20 protein-coding genes and 1 pseudogene are annotated in these 23625 nt (G+C 54.8%); 5 read left to right on the forward strand and 16 right to left on the reverse strand.

The features are described from left to right. Positions 1–170: 170 nt before the first annotated feature. The 14 genes and pseudogenes from AC2FGC_RS15255 to AC2FGC_RS15320 form a co-directional block, all read right to left on the reverse strand. The gene (locus AC2FGC_RS15255) at positions 171–1718 is read right to left on the reverse strand and encodes an adenylate/guanylate cyclase domain-containing protein (protein ID WP_496725925.1); all 1548 of its coding nucleotides are present in this window, start codon (positions 1716–1718) and stop codon (positions 171–173) included. Between the two features lie 6 nt (positions 1719–1724). Beyond that, on the reverse strand, positions 1725–2090 hold the full coding sequence (locus AC2FGC_RS15260; protein ID WP_496725926.1) for a response regulator: 366 nt from the start codon (positions 2088–2090) through the stop codon (positions 1725–1727). Between the two features lie 18 nt (positions 2091–2108). Then, positions 2109–4796 (reverse strand): response regulator, encoded by a 2688-nt coding sequence (locus AC2FGC_RS15265; RefSeq protein WP_496782756.1) that lies wholly within the window; start codon positions 4794–4796, stop codon positions 2109–2111. Between the two features lie 14 nt (positions 4797–4810). Then, positions 4811–5560 carry a Tll0287-like domain-containing protein gene (locus AC2FGC_RS15270; protein ID WP_496725928.1) on the reverse strand — a complete coding sequence of 250 codons (750 nt, stop codon included), beginning with the start codon at positions 5558–5560 and terminating at the stop codon, positions 4811–4813. 720 nt (positions 5561–6280) lie between these two features. Continuing rightward, positions 6281–6370 (reverse strand): annotated as a pseudogene (locus AC2FGC_RS15275) (IS5/IS1182 family transposase); the annotation flags it as partial. Positions 6371–6399: 29 nt separating this feature from the next. Continuing rightward, entirely contained in the window at positions 6400–7635 is a 1236-nt protein-coding gene (locus AC2FGC_RS15280; protein WP_496725929.1) for a tyrosinase family protein, read from the reverse strand. A gap of 101 nt (positions 7636–7736) precedes the next feature. Further along, complete coding sequence (locus AC2FGC_RS15285; RefSeq protein WP_496725930.1) at positions 7737–9497, reverse strand: S8 family serine peptidase; 1761 nt, start codon at positions 9495–9497, stop codon at positions 7737–7739. A 2-nt stretch (positions 9498–9499) separates the two neighbouring features. Then, the gene (locus AC2FGC_RS15290; protein WP_496782758.1) at positions 9500–9967 is read right to left on the reverse strand and encodes a helix-hairpin-helix domain-containing protein; all 468 of its coding nucleotides are present in this window, start codon (positions 9965–9967) and stop codon (positions 9500–9502) included. Positions 9968–10183: 216 nt separating this feature from the next. Further along, positions 10184–10585, reverse strand: coding sequence for a hypothetical protein (locus AC2FGC_RS15295; RefSeq protein WP_496782760.1), 402 nt, complete (start codon positions 10583–10585; stop codon positions 10184–10186). 14 nt (positions 10586–10599) lie between these two features. Then, positions 10600–11415 (reverse strand): hypothetical protein, encoded by an 816-nt coding sequence (locus AC2FGC_RS15300; RefSeq protein ID WP_496782764.1) that lies wholly within the window; start codon positions 11413–11415, stop codon positions 10600–10602. Then, a complete protein-coding gene (locus tag AC2FGC_RS15305; RefSeq protein WP_496725934.1) occupies positions 11412–11903 on the reverse strand; it encodes a hypothetical protein in 492 nt (163 codons plus the stop codon). Before AC2FGC_RS15305 ends, AC2FGC_RS15300 begins: the two co-directional genes overlap by 4 nt. Beyond that, complete coding sequence (locus AC2FGC_RS15310; RefSeq protein ID WP_496725935.1) at positions 11900–12832, reverse strand: hypothetical protein; 933 nt, start codon at positions 12830–12832, stop codon at positions 11900–11902. The genes AC2FGC_RS15305 and AC2FGC_RS15310 overlap by 4 nt, the downstream gene beginning before the upstream one ends. A gap of 318 nt (positions 12833–13150) precedes the next feature. Beyond that, entirely contained in the window at positions 13151–14020 is an 870-nt protein-coding gene (locus AC2FGC_RS15315) for an AfsR/SARP family transcriptional regulator (RefSeq protein ID WP_496725936.1), read from the reverse strand. 785 nt (positions 14021–14805) lie between these two features. Further along, entirely contained in the window at positions 14806–16401 is a 1596-nt protein-coding gene (locus tag AC2FGC_RS15320; RefSeq protein ID WP_496725937.1) for a GMC family oxidoreductase, read from the reverse strand. A gap of 109 nt (positions 16402–16510) precedes the next feature. On the opposite strand from AC2FGC_RS15320, the gene AC2FGC_RS15325 reads away from it, so the two are divergent. From AC2FGC_RS15325 to AC2FGC_RS15340, 4 genes are all read left to right on the forward strand, one after another. Continuing rightward, a complete protein-coding gene (locus tag AC2FGC_RS15325) occupies positions 16511–17749 on the forward strand; it encodes a TRAP transporter substrate-binding protein (RefSeq protein ID WP_496725938.1) in 1239 nt (412 codons plus the stop codon). Positions 17750–17815: 66 nt separating this feature from the next. Further along, complete coding sequence (locus AC2FGC_RS15330; protein ID WP_496725939.1) at positions 17816–18481, forward strand: TRAP transporter small permease; 666 nt, start codon at positions 17816–17818, stop codon at positions 18479–18481. Next, complete coding sequence (locus AC2FGC_RS15335) at positions 18481–19839, forward strand: TRAP transporter large permease (RefSeq protein WP_496725940.1); 1359 nt, start codon at positions 18481–18483, stop codon at positions 19837–19839. The genes AC2FGC_RS15330 and AC2FGC_RS15335 overlap by 1 nt, the downstream gene beginning before the upstream one ends. A gap of 11 nt (positions 19840–19850) precedes the next feature. Next, positions 19851–20630, forward strand: a complete 780-nt coding sequence (locus AC2FGC_RS15340; RefSeq protein WP_496725941.1) for an IclR family transcriptional regulator — start codon at positions 19851–19853, stop codon at positions 20628–20630. Between the two features lie 208 nt (positions 20631–20838). On the opposite strand, the gene AC2FGC_RS15345 is transcribed toward AC2FGC_RS15340, so the two are convergent. Then, positions 20839–21756 (reverse strand): DMT family transporter, encoded by a 918-nt coding sequence (locus AC2FGC_RS15345; protein ID WP_496782766.1) that lies wholly within the window; start codon positions 21754–21756, stop codon positions 20839–20841. Positions 21757–21831: 75 nt separating this feature from the next. On the opposite strand from AC2FGC_RS15345, the gene AC2FGC_RS15350 reads away from it, so the two are divergent. Then, positions 21832–22710, forward strand: coding sequence for a LysR family transcriptional regulator (locus AC2FGC_RS15350; protein ID WP_496725943.1), 879 nt, complete (start codon positions 21832–21834; stop codon positions 22708–22710). A gap of 712 nt (positions 22711–23422) precedes the next feature. Here AC2FGC_RS15350 and AC2FGC_RS15355 read toward each other — a convergent pair. After that, the coding region (locus AC2FGC_RS15355; protein WP_496782769.1) for a RidA family protein at positions 23423–23625 on the reverse strand (203 nt) is incomplete at its 5' end.

Raw genomic sequence — 23625 nt, forward strand, 5'->3', positions numbered from 1 at the left:
AGCGGGGATAATGAAGCCTAACGGTATTCAGTGGATCCTGAGCATAGGGTTTTGGACCGCAATCATCCCATTTTAGCAGCACAAATTGGGCCGAACGGCGAAGTTCCAATTCGACGTTTTCGGCTATCAAACCGCCGAAACGATTAGGACGCAATGCTGCATCACAAGCCTTAGGATACGAAGTAGGATGTTATCTCACCCACTCCTTTGACAAAATGAGTTTGTGCTTCCGCGTTGGGCAAATGGTCACCCAGCGCATCTTTGGTTTGGGCAGAGATGTGAATGTGCCCCGACCTGCCTGTGGCCTCGAGACGGCTGGCAAGGTTTACGGTTTCCCCCCAAACATCATAAATTGACCGTTTTCGCCCGATCAGACCGGCAATGACTGGACCGGAATGGATACCTATGCGGATATGCAGCCCCGCGCTGCTTACTGTGCTGTCAGACATCGTCCTTAGGATGTCACGTGCAAAGCTTACTGCCGCCAGCGCGTGGTCTTCGCGTCGCACGGGGATCCCCGATGCCGCCATATAGGCGTCTCCAATTGTCTTGATTTTTTCGATGCCGTGCAGGGTGGCCAGGTCATCAAATGCAGTAAACAGTTTTGACAATTCCAGGATTAAGTCACCAGCGTCCATGCGGGCAACCAGCGGAGTGAATTCTACGATATCCGCGAATATTATGGTTGCGCCAGCGAAGCGATCAGCGATGTTTGTCTCACCATCGTTTAGGCGTTTGATAACTGGCGCGGGCAACATCGAGTGTAGCAATTTGTCTGCCCTGTCACGTTCGTATTTTATCTCATTTGCGAGCGCCAATTCCTTAGCGCGCCAACGGCTGCGTTCCATGCAGGCATCGACGCGCGCATGCAGCAACACCGGATCGATAGGTTTTGGCAAATAGTCCTCGGCGCCGACACTAATGCACTTGGCGATTGCGTCGGTCTCGTTAAGACCAGAAACCATGACCACGGGCATTTCGCGCCAAGACGGATCTTTTTTCATATTTTCGAGGACATCGATGCCATTCACCTCTGGCATAAGAATATCCAACAGAACAAGGTCGAATCCCTCGCGGTTTAGTGCCTCAAAAGTTTCCCTGGCCGAGCCGACGGACCGCACACTATGCCCTCTGCGCTCTAGTAACCTGGTCAGGATTTCCCGATTGGCCGCCTCGTCATCAATCACCAAGATACGTCCGGTCAGGGCTTCGCGACCGGCATCAGAGTTCGCAAGGCTGCGTTCAAGGTTGGCCGCAATTTCCTGATCCCGTTCACTGTCCTCAGCGTTATTCTGAATGTCTGCATCACTGATGGTGCTGTCGATCTGTAGCGCCAGCTTGCGCGCTTCGCTCAGGATCGCGTTTATGTCGCTGCAAGCGGAAGGCTTCAGATCTGCCTCGAAATCATCCAGAACCATTTCCGAATACCCAATGATCGCATTGATCGGAGAGCGTAAATCATGCCGTAATTTTGCCTGCGCGTCTTTGTCGGCGGTGACTTGGTGCGCACTTTTCCCTAACAGTTCGACCAACTGAACAAGGTTGCTGGCGGCGGCGCCAATCTTTTGCAAATCCTCTAGCGCAGCCTCTGGTCCTGATCTGCGTACTTCCTCGATCAGCAGATTATGAAACCCAACAATCGCTTCTGACGGCCCATTGAGGTTCTGGGAAATGCGGGTGGCTAATGCCAACTTGTCTTTTCGGGTCTCTGAAACCATGCCGCGCTACCCGTCCAGCAGTTTTTCAATAATTTCCAGCAACCCGGGCAGTTCGATCGGTTTGGTATAGAATTCGTCGCAACCGGCATCCATGGCCTTGTCACGATCACTCTGCATCGCATGGGCGGTCAAAGCGACAACTGGGATAGCGTTTGTATCTGGGTTTGCTTTTATCTGTCTGGTCGCCTCCCACCCGTCGATTACGGGCAGGCTCATGTCCATTAAAATCAGATCCGGTTTATCCGATAGGGCTTGTTCAACGCCGGCCTGACCATCGCGGGCAGATACGGTTTCGTAGCCTTTTCTCTGCAGCCGGCGCGACAGCATATCGAGGTTCATATCGTTGTCTTCCACAATAAGTATCTTTGCCATCGCCTTAATCTTTCCGACTTATGAATAATCTTGTAACTGGCGTTTCAGTGCCGCAATCAGATCACCTCGACCGGTATCTCCTTTGCGGATGACCTCATCTGAATGGGCTTTCAACCAATCCAGTTCGTCCCGCGTCAGGTCCTTGGACGTGGCTACGATAACCGGCAAATCTGCAAGCTCATCAGTTGTGCGAACCGTTTTGAGAACATCGAAACCGTCCACATTCGGCATCATAATGTCCAATACCATCAGTGTCGGTCTTTTGGATTTCAATTGGCTGAGCGCGCCGTGACCGTCTGCCGCCTCGCGTACCGTCCATCCGTTGCGCGTTAGGATGCGGCGAAACAGGTTTCGCGTTGACATATCGTCGTCAACGATCAGCACGTCCTTGTCGCGTCCGGAGGCGATAGCATCCAACGTTGCGATCAGCCGCGCTGGATCAATTGGTTTAATTAGGTGTTCGATCGCTCCGAAGGCAAGGCCCATGTCGCGATCCGCGACAATCGTGGCTAGGACAACGGGCGTTTCGCACAGCTTCGAGTCTGCCTTGAGTTCCTTCAACATAGACCAGCCGTCGCGTTCAGGCATGATAACGTCCAGAAGAATGACGTCAGGCTTTTGCGAGCGCGCGATTTCCATGCCCGCCGCTGCGTTCGATGCCAGCAAGACATCATACCCTTCCTCGCGCACGATTTTTGCCACCGCGTTCCGTGCGTCTTCTTCATCATCCACTATCAGAACGCGGCCCAAAGCAGTGTCCGGTGACGTTTCGCTGTATTCGTTAGTCGACGTAGAAATGGTATCGTAGCGGGCTGGGATTTCGAAAGAGAAGGTCGATCCAACACCCTCTTTGCTATCGACAGTAATATGCCCGCCCATCATACGCGTAAATTCCTGCGCAATGGCGAGCCCTAGCCCTGTGCCTCCGAAATTCCGCGTAGTAGACTGATCAGCTTGCACGAACGCTTGGAACAGCTTGTCGCGTTGCTGCGGCGTCATTCCGATACCTTCATCTCGCACCGCAAATCGAAAGAAATCTGTATCATTTTTCCGGAGTTTAGAGACGAGAAGCTCAATCTTACCACCTTCGGTGAACTTCGCCGCGTTGGACAACAGGTTGAAAAGGTTCTGCCGGAGCTTGGTTTTATCAGTTTCGATCTCGTCAGTGTCTGCGAGATCACAAGAGAGAACCAGTTCATTTCTGTTCTTGCTCACCAAGGGAACCACGGTCGACGCGACTTCGTCCAACAAGGGCCGCAGTGCGAAGCGTTCCGGGTACATTTCCATTTTGCCCGCTTCGATCTTGGACAGATCAAGAACGTCATTGATGAGCGAGAGCAGATGTCGCCCGGATGCCATGATCTTCTCCAGGTCATCCGTCGCAGTCTCGAATCCCATGTCCTGCGCATCCTCGGACAGCATTTCGCTATAACCGATGATCGCGTTCAAAGGAGTGCGCAACTCGTGGCTCATGGAAGCCAGGAACTGGCTTTTTGCAGAGCTGGCAGCGATCGCCTGCGCGTTGGCTTCTTCAAGTTGTTCCTGTTTGGACTTAAGGTCAGAAATATCGCTGTAAACAGCGACCGTGCCCCCGTCGGGGGTCTGGCGTTTTGACACCTGAATCCATGCGCCACCCAGCAAGACTTCTTGGCGATCTCCGTCAGGCCTGCGATGTCGTGCAAGCCGGCTGCTAATCCACTCTTCGTCAGGCACACCATCGGTATCAACCGATTTTCGTTCCAGTTGCAGCCGCAAGATATCCTCGAACCGCGTGCCCGGCCCAAGTATGTCGTCTACATGTGCAAAAATGCTGCGGAACCGGTCATTGAAGAGTATGAGTTGGTCTTCGTTGTCGAACAACGCAAATCCGTCTGGAATTGTTTCAATTGCTGTCAGAATCGTATTGCGCTGCGCACGCGCTTCTTCTTCTAGTTCGCGCCGTTTGTCCTGGCTGTCGCGAAGCGCTCTTAGCGCTTGGGACATCCGGCCCAGCTCATCAGGGCCTTCGGGCGGCAGAGTAACATCCCGTTCACCCCGGATCAGTCCTGAAATCGCGATGTTGATTGCATGCAGCGGCACAACGATCGACCTCAGAGCGCGCCACGTAAGAAGCGCTCCCAATATCACGATGACAACACATGCAATGATCGCTCGGTTCATTGCAGCCTTGGCGGCAACCGTTGCTTCATTTCTGGTTCGGTCGGCGCTTTCAGATAGGTCATCGACCAATTGCGTAAGCGTCTTGTCGACTGCATCACTGGCCACTCGGGCCTGTGCAAGCAAAGTATTTCCCAGCACCCTGTTACCATCTGTGTAAGCATCGGCTGCTTGCATAGAAGTTTCGTAGTAGGAGTTTGCCTGCTCTTGTACACTGGCTGCGGACTCTGGTGCAAAAGCGGCGAGCTGTTCGAGGCTGCTATTGAGCATCGTCCTTGCTTCGTTGGCGCGCCGCTCCGAAAGGGTCAGTAAACTGACAGAAAGATCCGTCAGCCAATACCTCATCTCGCCAAAATGACGGTCGGCCTGGCCAGCTACTTCCAGCCGGTGAAACTCAGTATTTGCGTCTTGTATGCGGGCTTGGTTACGCGCCAGATCGTAGACCATCACAATGGTGCTCACGACCAAAGCGGTTAACAATAGCGCTGACAGTGACCCAATGCGCACCGGAATAGTGTTTTCGGACACCCACTTCCAATTGTTACTCAAAACAGAATCTTGTTTCATCTAAAAAGGGTTATGCTGATTGCACCTGCCAGATCCCCAAGTTGCCCACCTTCCTTTGGGAAACCGGTCACATCCGTTTCACCCGCTGGCGATCCGTGGCATGAAAGACAGGACTCAGAGTAGTATTCGGGGATCAGCATACGGAAAGCGGGTGTTCCTGAAACGTCAGTTTCTTCGAAAAATGGCTGCCCTTCGGCCCAAGAGGAGTCCTTGAACTTTTCCTCGATGATCGCGTTTTCCCAGGAATCCGGACGGGCCATGCGATTGCGGACAAGTTCCGAGGGCGCCGTTACCTTGACCACAGCAGACGTGCCAATTTCATCTGCGAACTGTTCATTTACCAGCCGCGCAAATACGGCTGGAATAAATCCTTTAAATGCCACTCCCTCGGCATTTATTATCTCTTGGTTTGCGTCGATTACCGTGACCATAGCGTCCAGCTGCGTTTCTGTAAGTTTACGCTCTAGTGGGTCCAGCCCATCATGCAGCGGTGGTTCACCGTTAGCCTCCGAGTAGGCCTCAATAACTTTCTCGTAAAACACTTCACCGGACAGCCCTTTGTCCGTGACATCCGGATTGTTGATTAGGTCCTGACTGTTCGACACGACACTTCTACCGGCTCGCAACACCGCTGCTAGTCGGTTGCCCGTCTCAACTTCTTCTGCGGTTTCCGCCGCTACATCATCTGAACTAAGCGGACAAAATGTACTCAAAATGACCGCTGCTGTAAAAATTGGTTTTTTCAATAGACCAGCGCCCCCACGCAAAGCCAAGTGCAGTGACAATAAGCTAGGGTAGCAAAAAAACTCCAAACTGTCCTAGGAATTCGGCCCGCCCGAATTTGTACAGCCAAAATTGGATTGTAATAGGCGACGGTCGATCTGGTAACCGCGCCGCTGGTACCCCAAACAACGTTGCCCGCAAATCAGATGGTGAGCGAAATTTGGTGAACGTCTGCACCGGGTCCGAACTTACCTTGCCTCAATGTGCAAACTTGAGAATTTTAGGAGAGCAGGGCGTTGTGCTGTTAATCGTGTGATGTTAATCGTGTGATCAAGTGTAGTGATCTGATAGTGTGTCAATTTGCCGGGGAATTCTGGCGTCGCTTTAGTACTTCGTTCCACAAATGTTATGAAGAACGACTTCGAAAAGATTTGAAGCCAATCACCCTCAGAATCTTCATGATCGCAATGTTGAGCAAACATTTCATCGGTCACTGAATATGCAACGAAATCAAAAAAGCTAAATCGCACCGCATCGTTTTCCGGCTTGATTTTAAAGCGGTAAAGGCACTCTGCATCCCCACGCTGACGAATAAGCGGTCTTCACATAGCTGTGGGGCGTGTCCGAACAGGCGGCAGGTTTCAACTGGATGCTTGGACCCATTCTTTTGTTTCCATGTCGAACGTTGGCCCACGGTGCAGCATCCTGAACTCAAGACACATTCGACGTACTACAGTCAATATTCATGCCCAATAGATGACGGTTGCCGCGAGAGCGATAGCAGAAAAGAAGGTTTTGGTGCACCGGGCATAGCGGGTTGCCATTCGCCTCCAATACATAATCCAAGAACTCAATGCTGCTTTCACACGTACCGAACCATGAGCCCTGTATTTCCCAGATTATCGCTTTGGTTGGTGAGATCCAGTGTCGCTGCAGGCGTCACGCTGCCAGGGCTTGGCCGATTGGTTTCAAACACCTCCATAGAAGTGTTCCGCCCCGGCACCGAACCCACAGGAGTATTGGGCAAATAGCCCGCAGCCGCCGGTTTCCCTGCCTGCCAGTCCGCCCAGACTTTGTCCACCATGCAGTGATGGAAGAAGAATGCCGGGTCATTTGGCGACAGTGTGATATCGGCCATTTGCCCACCGGTCCACATATGCCCGGCACCATGCGGGCCAAATTCAAGAACATGCCGAAAGCCGCGTCGGTCGCTCGAGTCGAATGGCGTCACGTCGTACACTCTTTCCCGCATCACACGGGTGCGGGTTACGCCTCCGCTTGGTCGTCCGCGATGTTCCCCAAATACCCTTCGCAGAAAAGGTTCATCGACTGATCCAGTCGCGGTGAAGCTTGACCATCCACTCCCAATTGGTCCTGACACGACAGGAAAGCCGATGCGGCGATTCCCCGGTCTGGTCCGATCTCCATCGCCACCCAATATGCGCTCCATCGCGCGGTTCCACATACGCACACCTCCGCGTTGCCCGGGGTCAGTGAACCAGTTCCAGTAAGGCAGCGACACGCGGTCATCATGGCGGCGCAGACGGCTTTCAAAATTCAGGATGAACTGCCTGTGCCAGGGCAGGAACCCTGCGTTTCCATGGATAGCCCTCCTTGCATGGTCAACGACGAACTGCCTGCGTTCATCCGCAGCATTCAGCGCCTGAAGCGCTCCAGCAAGTGCGGCCTGCTCCGTCGCGGTCAGCGCAGTGACATCCTTTCGCAACCGCAAGCGATTGATTGCCGCATCAAGGGCCGCAATGGTATTCTCGCCCACGATTCCATCGACAAGGAAGCTGGAATTGTGCGCTCTGACATTTGTCTGGAAAGCCCGGACAGTTCGATCTGTTTCGCGCCCGAAATCACCATCTGCGCCGAACCTAAGTTGGAAACCAAGATCGATCAGCGCTTGCTGTACCTTGCGCACAGACGCGCCTCGTGCCCCACGTCGCATGGTACGTCGACCATTCAGGACCTGGGTCAGAAAGCTATCGTTTCTGAATCGCGAATGGGTAAATTGGCGTGGCCCGGATTCTTCAAATCCACGCACTTCCGCTGGCCTGTCTCGCATAAGATTGGGATCAACCCAAAAGGTCATGGAGTGCCCCCCATGATGAGCATGGCCACCGGCCTCAGCAGTTCCCATTCGTCCGCGCCGATAGGTGCGTCTGCGATGTCCGAATGAACTTCTGTCATATTTCATCGTACCAATCCTCTGTCTCTTATGGGGTGTGAGGAACTGTGCTCAGCAACACGAAGCGCGGTTTGCGGATCGACCAGACCCGCACCCAGACGCAGACGGTCAACCAGCTTGTGCGCCGCTTGCGGGCGGGCGGTACCAATGATCATTCTGCGTAAATCGTGAATGCCTTGCCCCGGGCCAGCAGCCGATAAACAGGCTGCCAAAAGACCCGCGACAAACGGGGCAGCCTGGCTTGCGCCAGACATATGGGTATGACGTGGTCGCGGGTGGGATTCGCCAAGCGGTGTATTGCGGGCGGCCCGCACCGCCACACCAGGTGCCACAACGTCCGGCTTTGTCCGGCCATCGCGGGTGGGACCAGCCGAGGCAAAACGCGCAGGCCGAGCGCCCACCCGGCCTTGCTGCGCGGCGCCGACTACGATTGAGTGGTAGCCCGAAGCGATCGACCCGATGGTGCAGGTCTGATCGGCCTCGCCGGGGGCCAATCGGGACTGACGGCGCGGGCCAGAGCCGTCCCGCTCGATCCAAACATCATAGCGCCCGTCGGTTACGACATCCGCGCTGATTTCCACTGTCCAGCGCCCGCCGGGTGCATTCGCGTAGACAAAAATATCGCAGTGATGATCACCCGAGTTCGGCTCAAGCGCGCGATGATAAACCCGCGCAATTTCGCGCCCAAATACATCGCGAAGGCTGCGTGTGTCACCCAAGGGGACCGTAATCGTCTCTTGTCCTGGCGGCCGCAGACTTACACGCATCCGGTCGCGCGCCGAATAAAAAATCTCCATCTCATTGTCGGTTGGGTCGTGACGGGAAATATCCCACCCGATCCGGCGCATATGACCCGGAGGCAGCACTCCTGCGGCATGGCAATTGGCCAGGAAGTAATTGCCTGCCGATTGCACAATAACTGCATCGTCCCGCTCAGTAACAAAGGCATCAAGTGCGCGTTCCACCAAGCTGGTGCCGTTCTTTGCTCCTCCCTGTCGACCGAGGCTCATGTTAATGACGCAACCTCTCCCCCGGCTCAAACGACGAATGAAATCCACCGCTTCGATGATCCGCGCAGAATTTCCAAGATCTGAAAGCCCGCCCAGACGCGCCGCCGAGAGATGTACGAACACCAGATCAGCCTCTGGGGCCAATCCGCCTTCACCGTCTGAACGCGGCGAACCACCAGCAATATCCGCAACGTGCGTTCCATGCGCGCCCCGCCCCCGATCCGCGTCACCGGGATGGTAGTCAAGGCGTTCATAGGGCCGAGACGTTGTAAGTGCTCGGTCGATCTCTCGCCGGGTAATGACGCGACCGTATCCGTATGGCTTTGGCTGCACGCCGCGCGACGGTTCACGTTGATCCCACAATGCCAGTACCCGACTTTGACCTGCGGCGTCTCGAAAGGCCGGATGAGCAATATCAAACCCCCAATCGATCACTCCAAGCACAACACCTTGCCCACGGTGGCGCGGGTGGGCCTGACGGGTGGGCGCGCGCGTACGCGAAAACACCTCAGGCGTTGGAGGTGTCTCTCGACTTTGCCCAAAGACACGCGCTGCTTTCAGTGATTTTACCGATGGGTGCGACCAAACTTGGAAAATGTCGCCGCGCCTGAGCCGAACCGTCAGAATGTCGCCGAACCGTGTCACCGGTCTGACCCATTTCTCTGGCACTTTGGCTCCAGGGTGCAGGCGGAGGATCGCCTCGACGCTGTCGCGCCGCCGCCCGCTGCCCAGAAGTTCACGCAGCGCCGGGTCCATGGCTAGGGTTCCTCGAGGATCTGCTGCGCTTCGTTGCGCCAACTTTTGGCCTGAGTGGGCGCATCGATATCCCGATCCAATGCCTCGACAGCGGCATCGTCCATGCCTGCGAGATGGCGCAAATCTTTGACGCCTTGTTCCTGAAGCCGTTTGGCAATTTTCGGGCCTATCCCTTTAATCGTCGTCAACTGATTCTCTGACGCTCGCAAACTCTTTAATGCGTCATGAAGTGCTGTCTCGTGGGCTTTCAGGCCCGCGCTTAGTTCTTCGATCTGATCGACCGAAACACCAAGAGTCTTTGCAATCTCGTCGCGGCTCATCTCGGGCACCGCCAAAATGGCGCGGGCCACCTGGTCAACATCATCGTTTTCGATCTTGTCCTGACGAAAAAGCTGCATCACCCGCGCGAAGGCCTCTCGCGCACGAAAAGCGGTGGCCACGGCCTCGATTGTCGCGCGCGGCCTGGGCAATTTTCCCGAGCTAAAAAACCGACCTTTTGGAAGCGGTTTGGGCACTGGCGGCGACGATTTCAAAGGCCCGCCGAAGTCACCAGGTTTCAGGGGCTTGTGCCGTGCAACCGGTTTAACATCCTCCAGACGTATCAACTGACACCCGCACATGGCCGGTCCTCCTGCGTAAAAGAAAGACAGGGCGACAGCGCCGCCCTGTCTGAAAGCATTTGATAATCAATCAGGATCGGGATTGGATAAATCTCCGGGGCCACCAGCAGGTGGGTTTTGAGGATTGTCGTCGTCTGGATCTCCAACACCGTCAGGCCGTTTATCGGGATCCAGCGCCACTGTTTCAGCGAGCCGCTGAACAAGCGCATCTACCTGAGCTGGCGTGACCGCTGTGCCACCGGGCATCTGCTCAAGCAGCCTCACGCCATTCTCCAATGCCTTGTACCATTTGGAAGCCTCTCCAATGGCCGTGTCGCGTGCTTTGGTCACTTCGGCGTGGCTTTCTGCGATACGCTGGAGCCCCATGACACCGAGCACTCCATCACGGGAGGCCAGAAATGCCTCGGTCGTTAGATCCGGGATCAGATCGCGTGTGGCTACGATATTCAGTAGTGCTTTCTGTCGCATTTGTTCGCCCCCCCTTAGTTCCGGCCCAAGAGAAGGGCGTACATCAGCGTGTCATCCCCGCCGCCTGACTTGCCAAACGCGCCAGAAGCCAGGATCGGCAGCAGGATGTCCTGCTTCTTGAACGTGATCTCGGCATCAATCTCCTGACCAGCAAGAGTCCCTGCCGCTGCACCCGAAAGCTTGATCTTTTCGGCCTTTGGTGCACCACCTAACAGCCCCAAGAGGCTGGAAGTCTGGGCTTGCCGCTCAAGTGTCTTGACCGACTTGCGCAGCGACGAAACCTTGCCGTCTAAGTTCTTCGTGGCCGATGCAATTCGCTTGGACAGAGCGTTGTGGTTCGCCTTTCGCTCCTTCATGGCGGCTGCAAACCGTTTGTTGGTAGAAGCGATCAGCTTATTGACCTCTGCCGATGTGGCAAAGCTCTTGCCAAAGCGCACCCGCATGCGGCGGCCATTTCGCCCACGCATTGTGGTCGAGCGTGACCCCTTGACCTTGCCCATGCGACGCCGGCGGCTGAACCTGCGAAATCGCGGGCGACGGAAGGAGCGACGGCGGCGGCGACGGCGGCGACGGCGTTCAGGAAAGTCCTCGCCGTCGCTTTCGAAGTCATCAGCCATGTCCAGCATGTCGGTGTCTTCATCATCGTCGTCGTCGAACTCGAACATTTCGTCATCGTCGTCGAAATCTTCATCATCGTCGTCGTCGAACTCGAACATTTCGTCATCGTCATCGAAATCTTCATCATCATCGTCGTCGAACTCCGCGACTTGGCTCTGAGCGAGCGCAAATCGCAAAAGATCGTCCTGTTCCATCAATCCTGATGAGCTCATGGGTCAGACCTTTCCTTCTGTTGAATGACCGTGGCGTCTATGGTCAATGGATGCGCCACCTTGTCGGAGACGTGAGGCGAAGGACGCCGCCTCGCACGCCGTCTGGGACGGCGGCGACGGTTTCCTTGGTCCACCATCACTTCGAGAACCGGGACAATCAAAGCCCTGAAACAATCAGGGTCGGGTAGGAATGTGCCGGGGCTTCCGGCACCTTGCCCGCCACAGTCTTCGCAGTCTTCGCTGTCGCCCCAACATGACGGGCACGCGCCTAAGGCACAGGCCAGCATGTCGAGCTGTGCACTCATGCTTTCGATCACCTTCTCGGATCGGGCAGCCTCTTCGCGCCAAGCATCAAGATCAATAGCTGCAGGCGTTTCGTGAGGCTGTTCTGCCTGAGCAGCCCCGGTGAGATGCGCCAGAATTTCTGCCTGGTCGATCTCACCCGAACTCGTCAGCGCCTTCAGCAGTATTTCGTTAAGCGCGGTCATGTGTTGCACCGGCAAATGGCTTCACCGGTCTCGGGGCAGGGGCCGGCACGCTCGCCGGCGTCCTCGTCAATTCCAATCATTTCCACCAAAAGCGCAAATGCATCTGCAGCGCTTTCGAAATCCTCCGCTTCGAAATCTGCGGAAAAATCATCAAGGTCGATTCCAGCGGCTTCTGCTTCGCTTAGCGCCTCGGTCAACCCTTCAATAAGCCCTGCGATTGCAACGGGCCCAGACATCGTCTCGCCCGAACGGCCTACGACTTCGCGCGAGCGCCCGCCAATGAGGCCCGCCAAAATCGACTGAATCTGTGGATTGCGTAGAATGGCTCCTGCCTGCTGACCAATCGAGGCCAACCCTGCTCTGCGGCGTCCGCGTCTTCTAGGACGTGCGCGACGGACTCGACCACGCGCAGGTCTGCGCGTCATCACCGAACGTCCACGCCGCAAAGGCCGTCTTCGCCCACGTCTGGACCGCCCACGCGATCCGAGCTGCCCGGCAAGTGCGCCTACGCCCTGACCAAGCAATCCACCAACAGCACCGCCGATCGGGCCGCCGATCGCTGTGCCAACCACCGGGGCGACGGTGCGTACGACTGGTGCCGCAACCTTGAGCGCCTTGCGCCCGAACCGGGCCAGACCCCGCCAAAAGCTCTCCAGTTCTTCGGGGCTCATGCCTTCGGTCATCTGAAAAAGAAACTCGTTGACCTCGGTGTCGTCGGCATCAGCAATCTCGGCAAAAGCCTCGCGCGCGACATCTTCCGGCGAGAAGCCTGCGTCGAAAATCGCGCCCCACTCGGCGTCGCTTTCCATTTCCTCCGGGAACGCGCTATCAGCATCGATAAACTCTGGCGCGAACTCTTCGTCAAAGAAGTCTTCAAAATCGTCTTCAGCCGGTGCATTCCAAAACCGGTTTCGTGCATCGCGGGACATGTTGATCACCCTTGCTCTCTTGCGCAGCGTTTGCCGTTCTTTCCAGACATTGCATGGCGCAATCACAGGCCAATCACGACGCAATCAAGCGAACGATCACAAAAGGAGGTTTGGGAAAAAACCTCAGTGGGAGCGAAGGAGCTGGGCGGAAAAAAGGACACGGCCGCTAGCACAGGCATTCAGAGCAGGTAGATCAGCCTTTTCGGGACTGGCCTGCATCGCCTCAACACTGGCGACTTCGAGACGACGTTGTTTAATTTGTGAGTGGGGGTCGATATCTCGCAGCAAAAGAGGTTTGGAAAGTATGCCAGGGCAGTTTCACTCGTCCAGGCGGTCTAACTCGTCTGTCAACGCTGACAACTCTTGCCGTAACTCGCCCACCAACCCATGGAGCGCATCAACGCGCCGCAAGGCCGCTCTGATGCGCGGATCAGTTGCCGGCTCAAACCTGAAACCCGGTCTGGGCGCCGGCAGATCTTCCGATTGAAGCTTTTGCGCCAAAGCTACCGTATCCGGCGACGGGACGACACCAAGCTCATCGCTCAGAACGGTTTTGAGTATGTTGAAATGCTGGATCGCGTTGCCATTCTGGCCAGTCATCATGTCAATCTTCATCAGCCAGCGCGTCGCGGCCTCGTCATAGGGATTGTCGCGCTGGAACTTTTCAGCGACCCATCGAGCCTCTGCCAGTCGGTTGGTTTCCAACGCGGCCTCGATCGTCTTTTCCAGAAACCTGAAAATCCGCGCCTGCGTCTCGTGGCGCAACTCTTCTATCCACTCAGCTTCCACCCCTTCTGCAAAACGCCCGATCTGGATTTCACCTGCAAGAAGACTCTCAAGCGCAGTGTTTCCGCCCTGGGCCAGCATGTCGATATCAACGATATAGCCGGCATCATTGCGCAAAGTCAGTGTTCGAGGTGTTGAATCAATAAGCGCAGAAGGGTCAGTTCCTGCCGTTTCCACTACTTTCTTCAGGCGCCAGACCTCGGTGTTCAACGCGCGCCGTGCTTTGTCTGGATCCTTGTCCGGCCAAATCCAGGACATCACCTGACGGCGCTCAACCGGATGCCCCGGGCGGTTCCCCAAGGCCGCGATCAGCTCTTTCGAGCGGATACTGGTAATTGGTAGGTTTTCACCACCTTGAGCTTGTATCTCTACGCGGCCGAGAACACGAACCATGCCAGACATGACAATACTCTACTTCTTATTGCCTCCGGACCTATCAACGAGGCGAAAAACCGGTGAGAGCGGAGCCATATCCAAAGGTCAAATGTCCCATTGGTTCCGGCACTCAATCTGATGCTGGTTGGGTACTGGGCTTCAAAAAACCAAGTAAAGCAAAGCTGAACGATGTTTGCGGATCGTCGTCAAAATAAGTGCAACGTTTACGGAAGCCTCAGCCCTCGATAGTCCGGACTGTTGGAAATTTTTTTATGAGACCAGTCGGAGATGGATGGGTTCCCGACACCTGCAGACCTCATTCAATTATTGTAGTCTTCACTACCGTAAAGTTTGTGCGATATCAATTTTGCAATCTGACTTCAGCGATAACTCACTCATTTCAGATACTGATCTTGTTAAGGAAACTCGAAATTCCGCAATTCGGTTTCACCAGCTTTTGTTTCAAAAACTGTTACATTCCAACCGCGCTCTTTTCCTACGGTTGCGGCCCAAAGAAATAAGTCTCAGCCGGTTGCAGACAGCCATTACCCATTGTCGTCGATCTTGAGCAGTACAGCGTGACTAACTTTCCAACCATATTGGTCAAAAGGCCGACCTTGGCATTCTCAATGTCATCTCTGTATTTCTGTCTAACAAGTAAGCCGCTTTTTGATCCGTATAGCTAAACGATTCAAAGCAGACTTTCGTTGTACCGCGATCAATGTGCGTGTTTGGGCCAATTTCTGCGACGTGTCCCAACTTGCGGAACTTACCTATGTCGGACCGGCAAAATGATACGAAAAGCCCAAAACTCACTTGTTTGCGCTTAGCAACTCACTGGCTTTTTCTCCGATCATAATCGCTGGCGCATTGGTATTGCCGCTGACGATTTCCGGCATGATTGAACAGTCGGCAACGCGCAGATTTTCGATTCCTTTGACCTTCAGGTTTGGGTCCACAACAGAGCTTTCCGAGGTACCCATCGCGCAGGTTCCTGTCGGGTGATAGATCGAGACGGAATTCGAGCGCGCCCAATCCAAAGTGCCTTTGTAGTCATCGCGGGACAGATCAGAGGTTGGCCGGAACTCTTCTGAAATCTTAGAAGCCAGTGGATTATGCCGGGCGATGTCCCGCGCGATGTTCACGCCGTCGACGATCGTTCTGCAATCAGTTTCCGTCGACAAATAGTTTGGAATGATCTTGACGTAACTGGCCGGATCGGGGCCATCCAGACGCAGTTCTCCGCGGCTTTCCGGCCTCAGCTGACAGACGGACATTGTGAAGGCAGAAAACGGGTGCACGCCCTCTCCGGGGCTGTCGGCAGACCAGGGTTGAACGTGGAATTGAATGTCAGGAGTCTGAACCTCGGGGCGGGTTTTCAGAAATCCGGTGGCCAGGCTGGCTGCCATTGTCATAGGTCCGGCCCGGAATAGCGCGTATTTCAGCGCGATCCGTGCCTGATTGAACAGGCTGCGCACTTCATCATTCAGCGTTGGCTCGTTGCATTTGAAGACCAGGCGTGCCTGCAAGTGATCCTGCAGCCCTTTGCCGACGCCGGGCAGCGAATGAACGGGTTCAATGCCGTTGGCCTTCAAGTGATCCGGGTCTCCGATGCCTGACAACATCAAAATCTGAGGTGAGTTGATGGCACCACCGGACAAGATGATTTCGCGGCGCACTTTGACCGACTTCACTTCACCCGATCGGTCGCGATAAAGAAGCCCGGTTGCTTTTTTGCCGTCCAGTTCGACCTTGGTTACCAATGCACGGGTGATGATGTTCAGGTTCGGCCTGTTCCTGATCGGTTTGAGGTATGCAACGGCCGCACTGCAACGACGACCATTCCGAGTGGTCAGTTGAAAGTAGCCAACGCCTTCCTGATCGACCCCGTTGTAGTCAGGATTAAACGGGTAACCCGCCTCTTGGGCGGCGGCTACCCAGGCGTCGCAGATCGGTCGCTGAATGCGCATGTTGGACACCGACAGCGGGCCGCCTGTACCATGAAATGCGTCTTCGCCGCGCTCTTGATCCTCGCTGCGTTTGAACAGAGGCAAGACGTCATCCCAACCCCAGCCGACGTTACCCATCTGACGCCAGCGGTCGTAGTCCTCTTTCTGACCACGAACATACAAAAGCCCGTTCAACGAGGAAGATCCGCCAAGGACCTTTCCGCGCGGCCAATCAATCGAGCGTCCATTCAAACCTGGATCTGGTTCAGTGCGGTAACACCAATCCAATGAGGGGTTATGCATGGTTTTGAAGTATCCAACCGGTATGTGAATCCACGGGTTTGTGTCAGGTCCGCCAGCTTCCAACAATGCCACTGTTGTGCTGGGGTCAGCGCTTAGCCGATTGGCAATGACGCAGCCCGAAGAGCCTGCTCCGACGACTGCATAATCCACCTCCATGATGGTCTCCTCCCAAGGTAACTGAAAAAAACACTATGCAAATTGCCGGAACTATACTAGCATTTTTTGATACAAAACGTCTCAATAGTTGCGATCAGGGAGGTAAGCAATGGAGATCGGTAAGAAACTAAGCGGTGTCTCACGGCGGGATTTTTTCCGCGTAGCCGGGCGCTATGGCATGAGTTCAACGCTGCTGGCGGCAGGTGGATTTGGCGGCGCGATGAGTTTGGCCAATTTGGCGCAAGCCGCAGAATCAACTTATGAAAAAAGGTTCTCGAAAGAACCCAAGCACACGCTGAAATTCGGTGCATCAGGTTTCAATACGCGCAACCTGCTGATCGAACGGGCAGGGGCCATCGAATTCGCCCGAGATCTGGAAGAACGCACTGACGGTGAGATTCGGATCGAGTTCATTGGCGACAACCAGATCTGCGGACAGCTGAGTTGTGTTGAGAAGACGCAGCAGGGAATCGTCGACATCTATGCGGCGTCGACCCAGAACTCTGCGGGCGGTGCGCCATATCTGAACGTGCTGGACTATGCCTATATGTTCCCCAGCAGGGCGGCCCAATATCATTTCTTCTACAGTCCCGAAAGCCAGCGCATTCTGCGAGACCCCCTCGAAAAGCGCCACGGGCTGAAGTTCCTGTTCACCCATTGTGAACTGCGCGGCCTGCAAATGGGCTCGACCTTCTCTGACAAACCTACAGTCACCAAACTGGAAGAACTGTTCGGGACAAAGAACCGTGTGACTGGGACACAGCTTGGCCGGATCGCCATGCAGCTACTGAACCTGAATCCGGTACCGGTGGCGTGGGAAGAAACCCTGGATGCCCTAAAAACCGGCCTGATTGACGGGGCGGAGACCTGGGCATCAGCCGTTGCATACGCGAACATGGCTCCGGTCGTTTCCCAATCTGTGAACCTCAAGTTCTTCTGCGGAACCGAACACACGTCGATGTCAGCCAAGGTGTTCGACGGACTAGGTGGAGAGCTGCAGGACGCCGTTATGGAATCGTCCTATTTCACGCAGGCCCTTATTCAGGGTGCGAACGAAGCTGCACTACTGAACACGGTCGGTTTCTCGGATCCGCAGCTGCCCAACACGATCTTTGCCGAAAACGGTGTACGTGCGGCGTTCCTGGCTGACGACCAGATCAAACTGGCCGAAGAGATGTGCGCGCCGAACTTCAATCCTGAACCATGGGCGCAGTGGCGTGAGCGACTGAACAAATGGGCAGGTGGCATCGACACCTATCAGGAAATCTACGACATCGCGCGCGAAATTCCGGCAGACACACTGCCAGAAAACGTCGAGCCCCGCCGTTGGTGGAAAGGCGCGGCCTGATCTAACATTTCGAACCGGCCCCTCGTGGGCCGGTTTCTCTAAACACCGACTGGGAGGACGGGGTTCATGTCATTTTGGGCAGATATCGGGGCAATATTCAGCGCCTTGCTCACTCGCGATTCATTCGAAATCCAATCCGCATTGGAATCTGACGCCGCCTGGGTTGTCGGCACTGTTGCCGCCGCGCTCGGCGGTTTTCTTGTAATGCTGATCTATCGCAAAGTGCCCTTTGTTGAACGCCACTTCGAACGGTCGATCATGGTCTATTCCTACCTTGCCATTGCGCTGATCATCTTCTGGGGTGTGATTGACCGCTTTGTCTTCAACGATCAGGAACCCTGGTCCACCACCATTCCTCCGCTTTTGTTCATGATAATGGCCTGGTTTGGTGCGTCCTATAATGTCCGCCTGCGCACGCACCTTAGCTTCAGCGAGTTTCGCACCGCGATGCCGCGCGGCGGTCAACTGGCGTGTTTGTTTTTGGATGCCATTTTGTGGTTCATCTTTGCAGTAATCGTCATCGTGACCACAACACGCCTCGTGGCGCTGTCAGCCTCGAACTTCCAGATCGTGCTTGGGACAGACAACATCATGCAGTGGTGGTTTCTGTTGGCCGCGCCCGTGTCCTTCTTTCTGATGGTTGGCCGAGTGTTTCAAAACCTTGCTGACGACTTGCACAACTGGAAAACCGGAGAGCCGCTGATCAAGCAGGCCGTGATAGGGGCAGACTGATGACAGACGGAACTTTGGTTACACTAATTTCGCTGGGCGTGACGTTTCTGTTCATGTTGGGCGTACCGGTACTGCTTGTCATCGGATACTGGGTGATCGGATGCTCATTCGTTCTGGGCCTGACACTCGACAACATGGGTGCAGAGCTGCTGAACGTGTTCAACAAAGGCTTCGCCCTGTTGGCGATGCCGCTGTTCATCCTGACCGGGGACCTAATCAACAAGTCGGGGATCGCGCGGCGGCTGAGTGATTTTGCCTATTCCTGTTTAGGCTGGATACGCGGCGGGCTGGCTATGGCATCCCTTGGGGCATGTGGATTGTTTGCCGCGATTTCTGGGTCGAACTCTGCAACGACCGCAACCATCGGTTCAATGCTGCACCCTGAGATGGTCAAAGGCGGCTATGACGAACGCTTTAGCGCGGCCACGGCGGCGGCGGGCGGTACGGTTGGGATCATCATTCCTCCATCCATCATCTTCATCGTCTACGGGTTCTTGATGAACCTTCCCATTTCCGAGTTGTTCGTGGCCGGTATTCTACCCGGCGCGCTTATGGTCTTTGGTATGCAATTTGCGTGCTGGATCATCTGTCGGATCAACGGGTGGGGGCACCTGATCCCGCTGCAACTGAACCGGGTTCTCAAAACGGCATTTGGTGCATGGCTCGGCTTTTTCGCCATTGGTCTCGTGCTTTGGGGCATCTATACAGGCAAATTCTCACCAACTGAGGCGGCGGGGGTCACCGTTGGTTTCTGTGTCATCGCGGGCTTGGTCAGCTATCCGATCAACCGGATCATGGGCGCGCGGGATGATGTATCTCCCACAGACAAAAGCTTTGCCGAAATGCTGGTTGTCGAAGGCTTCACGATTCCTGAGATCCCCTCGATCGTGATCCGCTCAGCCCAGATTACCGGCATTCTGGCCCCTCTGATTGCGATCTCGGTTGTCATGCAACAGATCTTGTCTTTGCTTGGCGCACAACAAACGATCGGAGATTTCGTGACCTCGATGGGTGGGTATTACGCGGTTCTGTTCACATCGATGGTCATCGTCTTTTTCTCAGGCATGGTTCTGGAAAGCTTACCGGTGACGATCATCCTTGCGCCGATCCTCGCACCGATTGCTGCGTCCGTAGGGGTCGACCCGATCCATTTTTCGGTGATTTTCCTTGTGGGTGCCTCGATTGGGTTCATCACGCCGCCATATGGTCTGAACCTCTATGTTGCGTCAGGTGTGACAGGTGTGCCGTACTTCCGGCTGCTGCGCTACACCGTTCCGTACCTTGTGGCTCTGCTCTCTGTATGGATTTTGGTTTCTCTAGTGCCTGATCTGGCCTTGATACTTCTGCCAAACAACTAGAGTTTAGCGGAATGGCAAACGCAGATACACGAGAGAAAGAAACCCAAATCCCGACGAACCTGCGTTTGCTACTTCTCCTTGAAGAGGTTGCAAGGCGCGGTGTCGCAGTCAAACCGTCAGACCTGATTGAATCATTGGGTCTGGCAAAACCAACGGTCCATCGGTTGCTTCAAACGGCCGAGGCCGAAGGGTTCCTTCAACGAGACCTCGATGGCCGATCGTATGGACCAGGACCACGGTTGCGAGAGCTTTCAGTAAATACGGTGTCATCGGAGCACATTCGAACGGCTCGTCTCGCGATCCTTCGGGGCGTCGCCGACGAAATTGGCGAAACCTGCAACCTCGCCATCCCGGATCGGGAAGGAATGATTTATCTGGACCGGGTGGAAACGGAATGGCCCTTGAGGATTCAATTGCCGATTGGCACTCAGGTTCCGTTTCATTGCACTGCCAGCGGAAAGATGTACCTGTCCACGCTTCGTCAAAACACGCTGGATGGGTTTCTTTCCGCCCGTAAGCTGAACCCGAACACCCAAAAAACAATAACTGACCCGGAAGCATTGCGCGCAGAAATCTTGGGTATCGCCCAAAAAGGATACTCAACGGACGACGAGGAATTCATGCCCGGGATGACCGCAATAGCTGTCCCCGTCCTGGATAAACACAATCGGCTTGTGGCAACACTGTCTGTTCACGCGCCAACCCAGCGTCACGAAATGCAAAGTTTAGTGCAGTTTCTATCGCTCTTGCAGTTTGGAGCAAACAAATTATCGGGATTGCTTTCGTCATAGAGAAGCGTCGGGATTTAAGCTGCCCTTTGAAGCGACACAAATCTGATCGTTTCTTCTGCCAATTACCCTTTGGGAGATTTCGGCCCTCGGCCAAGCAACGATCTGCCGTTATTGCCCCGGATGTTTGAACACGTTGAGGTCCGCTGCGACAGCCAGCAATCAATCTACGAAAAACTGTCTTGCCGCCTGTTTCTTGGCATATATAATGTCATCCTCGGTTGGTGAGTGAAACTCCGGCGATCACCAGCGCACCGCCCACCAGCATGGAAACCTCAACCGGTTCGCGCAAGATAACCGCCCCAAGGGCTACCCCGAAGACGGGGACGAGATTGGTGAATACTGCCGTACGCTCAGGTCCAAGCGAGTGTACCCCCCGATAGTACCAAACAAATGGCACGACTGTTCCACCAATGGCCAGATAGATGATGGCCAAAGTGCAGGTGAACGTGGGCAAATGCGACAGTTGCACGGGACCGGCGAGCGGCAACCCCAATACCAGAAACACAAACCCAATTAGTGCAGCCCAGGTAGTTGCCGCCAGTGGCGAGAGGCTTCCTAAGGCTTTGCGTCCAAGAAGCGTATAGCCCACCCAACTACCCACCGCTGCCAGCATGAACAGTTCTCCCTGCCCAAAACTCTGCCGGACGTCAGTCATCAGTCCGGCAACGTCCCCTCCGCTAATCACGATCACGGCCCCGGCTAGTGCCACACAAATCCCGGCAACTTGCGCAATCGGTAGGAGCCGTCGCGTAATCAGCCCCCCGGCTAGAGCCACGGCTATCGGATTGAAGGCAACAAACAGTGCCGTTCGCGAAGCTGGCATCTCAGCCAGAGCGGCAAAGAAGAACAGGTTGTAAAGGCAGACGCCGGACAGTCCCAGAAGCACAATCAATACACTCTGCCGCCAGTTGAGGCGGGGCAAACCACCTTCCGCTTTCGAGACAAGATAAAGCAATACCAGAGACGCCAGGCCAAACCGCGCAGTTGCCGCGACCAGAGGGGGCATTTCACCCGAAACTACGCGGCCGGCAACAAATGTGCCGCCCCACAGGAAGGCCACCATTGAGAGCCGGACGTAAAGCAAAGCGCTCTGCGACGCTATGGGATATGACAGGGCTTGGGACATGGAAACACCCAAAACATCGGATTGCCCATGCCGAATTTCAGTTATACTATGTTATAGTCAAATGAGTATTTACTTATGACTTTTGGTCAGCTTGATATTTTTGTCACTCTTGCCGAAACGCGCGGGTTTACGGCTGCTGCATTGCGACTTGGGATAAGTCAGCCCGCAGTGTCTCATGCCCTCAAGAGTCTTGAGGATGAGCTTGGCATCACGCTTTTTAATCGCACCGTCTCCCCAATCGAACTGACCCCGTTGGGCGAACGACTTCTATCCCGCGCACGTGAAATTCTTGGGCTGGCCGATGCTATGCATCAGGAGGCCTCGGAGTATCGTGGAGTGCAGACCGGCAGACTGCGCATCGGGTCTTTTGGTGCGACATCATCATTGCAGATATTGCCGCGCCTTCTCGAGGCATTTCACGCAGCCTATCCCGGTATCGAAGTGCTGATTGAAGAAGCTGCGGACGATGAGATTATCCGTTGGATCGAAGACCGGCGCATTGATCTTGGTTTTGTCGTGTTACCAGATGAACGCTTCCGGACCTGGCCTGTGGCACAGGACCAGTTTGTCGCCTTGGTTGCAGCTGACAGTACTTTGGCCAGGCAATCTTCAATCCGATTGGAAGAGCTTTGCGAAATGCCTTTCATCATGCCGGAATCTGGTTCTTCCCGGATCATTCGCCGTTTGTTCACGCAGTCCCGTCTTAGTCCAAATGTTCGGTATCGGACATCGCAGATGCTAAGTACTTTGACCATGGTGGCACGCAATCAAGGCGTCTCGGTGGTGGCCGAGATGGCCTTGCCGCCAACGAACGGAAAAGAGGGCTGGGTCAGCAAACCGCTGAATTCAGTCAGGACACGAAAGATTGGTCTCGCGATGCATCCGCACGCAACGCCATCCCCTGCGGCGGTCGCTTTTGTTGAGGTCGTAAAAGAAAGTAGAGACGATCTTTGACGACGTGTGCAAGGGAAAGAAGCGACATCTCGATTTGTACATTTTATTCAATTCGAACATAAGAAAACACCTCGTGAACAAGAGGTTTGCCCGGCTCAGCGGACATCGGTGCTCCTCATTGTTGACTATCGAACGTCTGCTGTGAGCCCGAAGCGGGCGTGACATAAACCCCTGCAACCGTCTAAGATCGAACGATCAGCGCAGGCTCCAATGCGGCAATTCAATATCTACCATTGGCAGGTGAAGCATAAAACATTTCTGGAAACTGTCTTCGATATTTGCCTTCTACCTTGGCGGATTGAACGCTATTCTTGCGAGATTTGCGGGTACGTGTACTCAGGGTGATGCGGACCGATTGGCTGGTGCGGCTGTCTCAGCCGGGCTGTACTGTATCGCGTTGATTAGCTTATATTTCACCACTCAAAGGCGCGTTGTGTTGCTAGGAACTCTACCACTCTGGCCGATATGGGTTTGGCAAACCGTTTTCACGTATCAACTCAGTGTTTCCCTACTGGTGAATGGTCAGACGGCCTGTACTTTTTTGGAAGGAATGCCATTCCAGGAAAGCGGGAATGAGGTGTTCTTCTCTGCGATGTGGGTGTTAATGACATTCACTTTGATAGTTGGAGGCCTATGTATCTGGGTCTCGCAGAGGCAAAATGCGAACGGCAACTAAGTCCGCATAGCGGACATAGGCCCTCCTTATTGGTGACTACTTAATGACATTGCTTAGATCCATGCCGGCGCCTTTGATTACGGCTTCCAGATTGTCCAGGGCCAAGGCGATCTGCGCGCGCATATCATTTGGGTGCTGGGGCGCGCCGTTCTCGTCCACAGATGTCTGCCCGGCGCAAATGACCTGATGTGTCATGCCCTTGGTCACCTCGGCCTGATTGTAGCCCAGCTTGAGCGACC

Source organism: Ruegeria sp. CDSC054, from assembly GCF_059610645.1.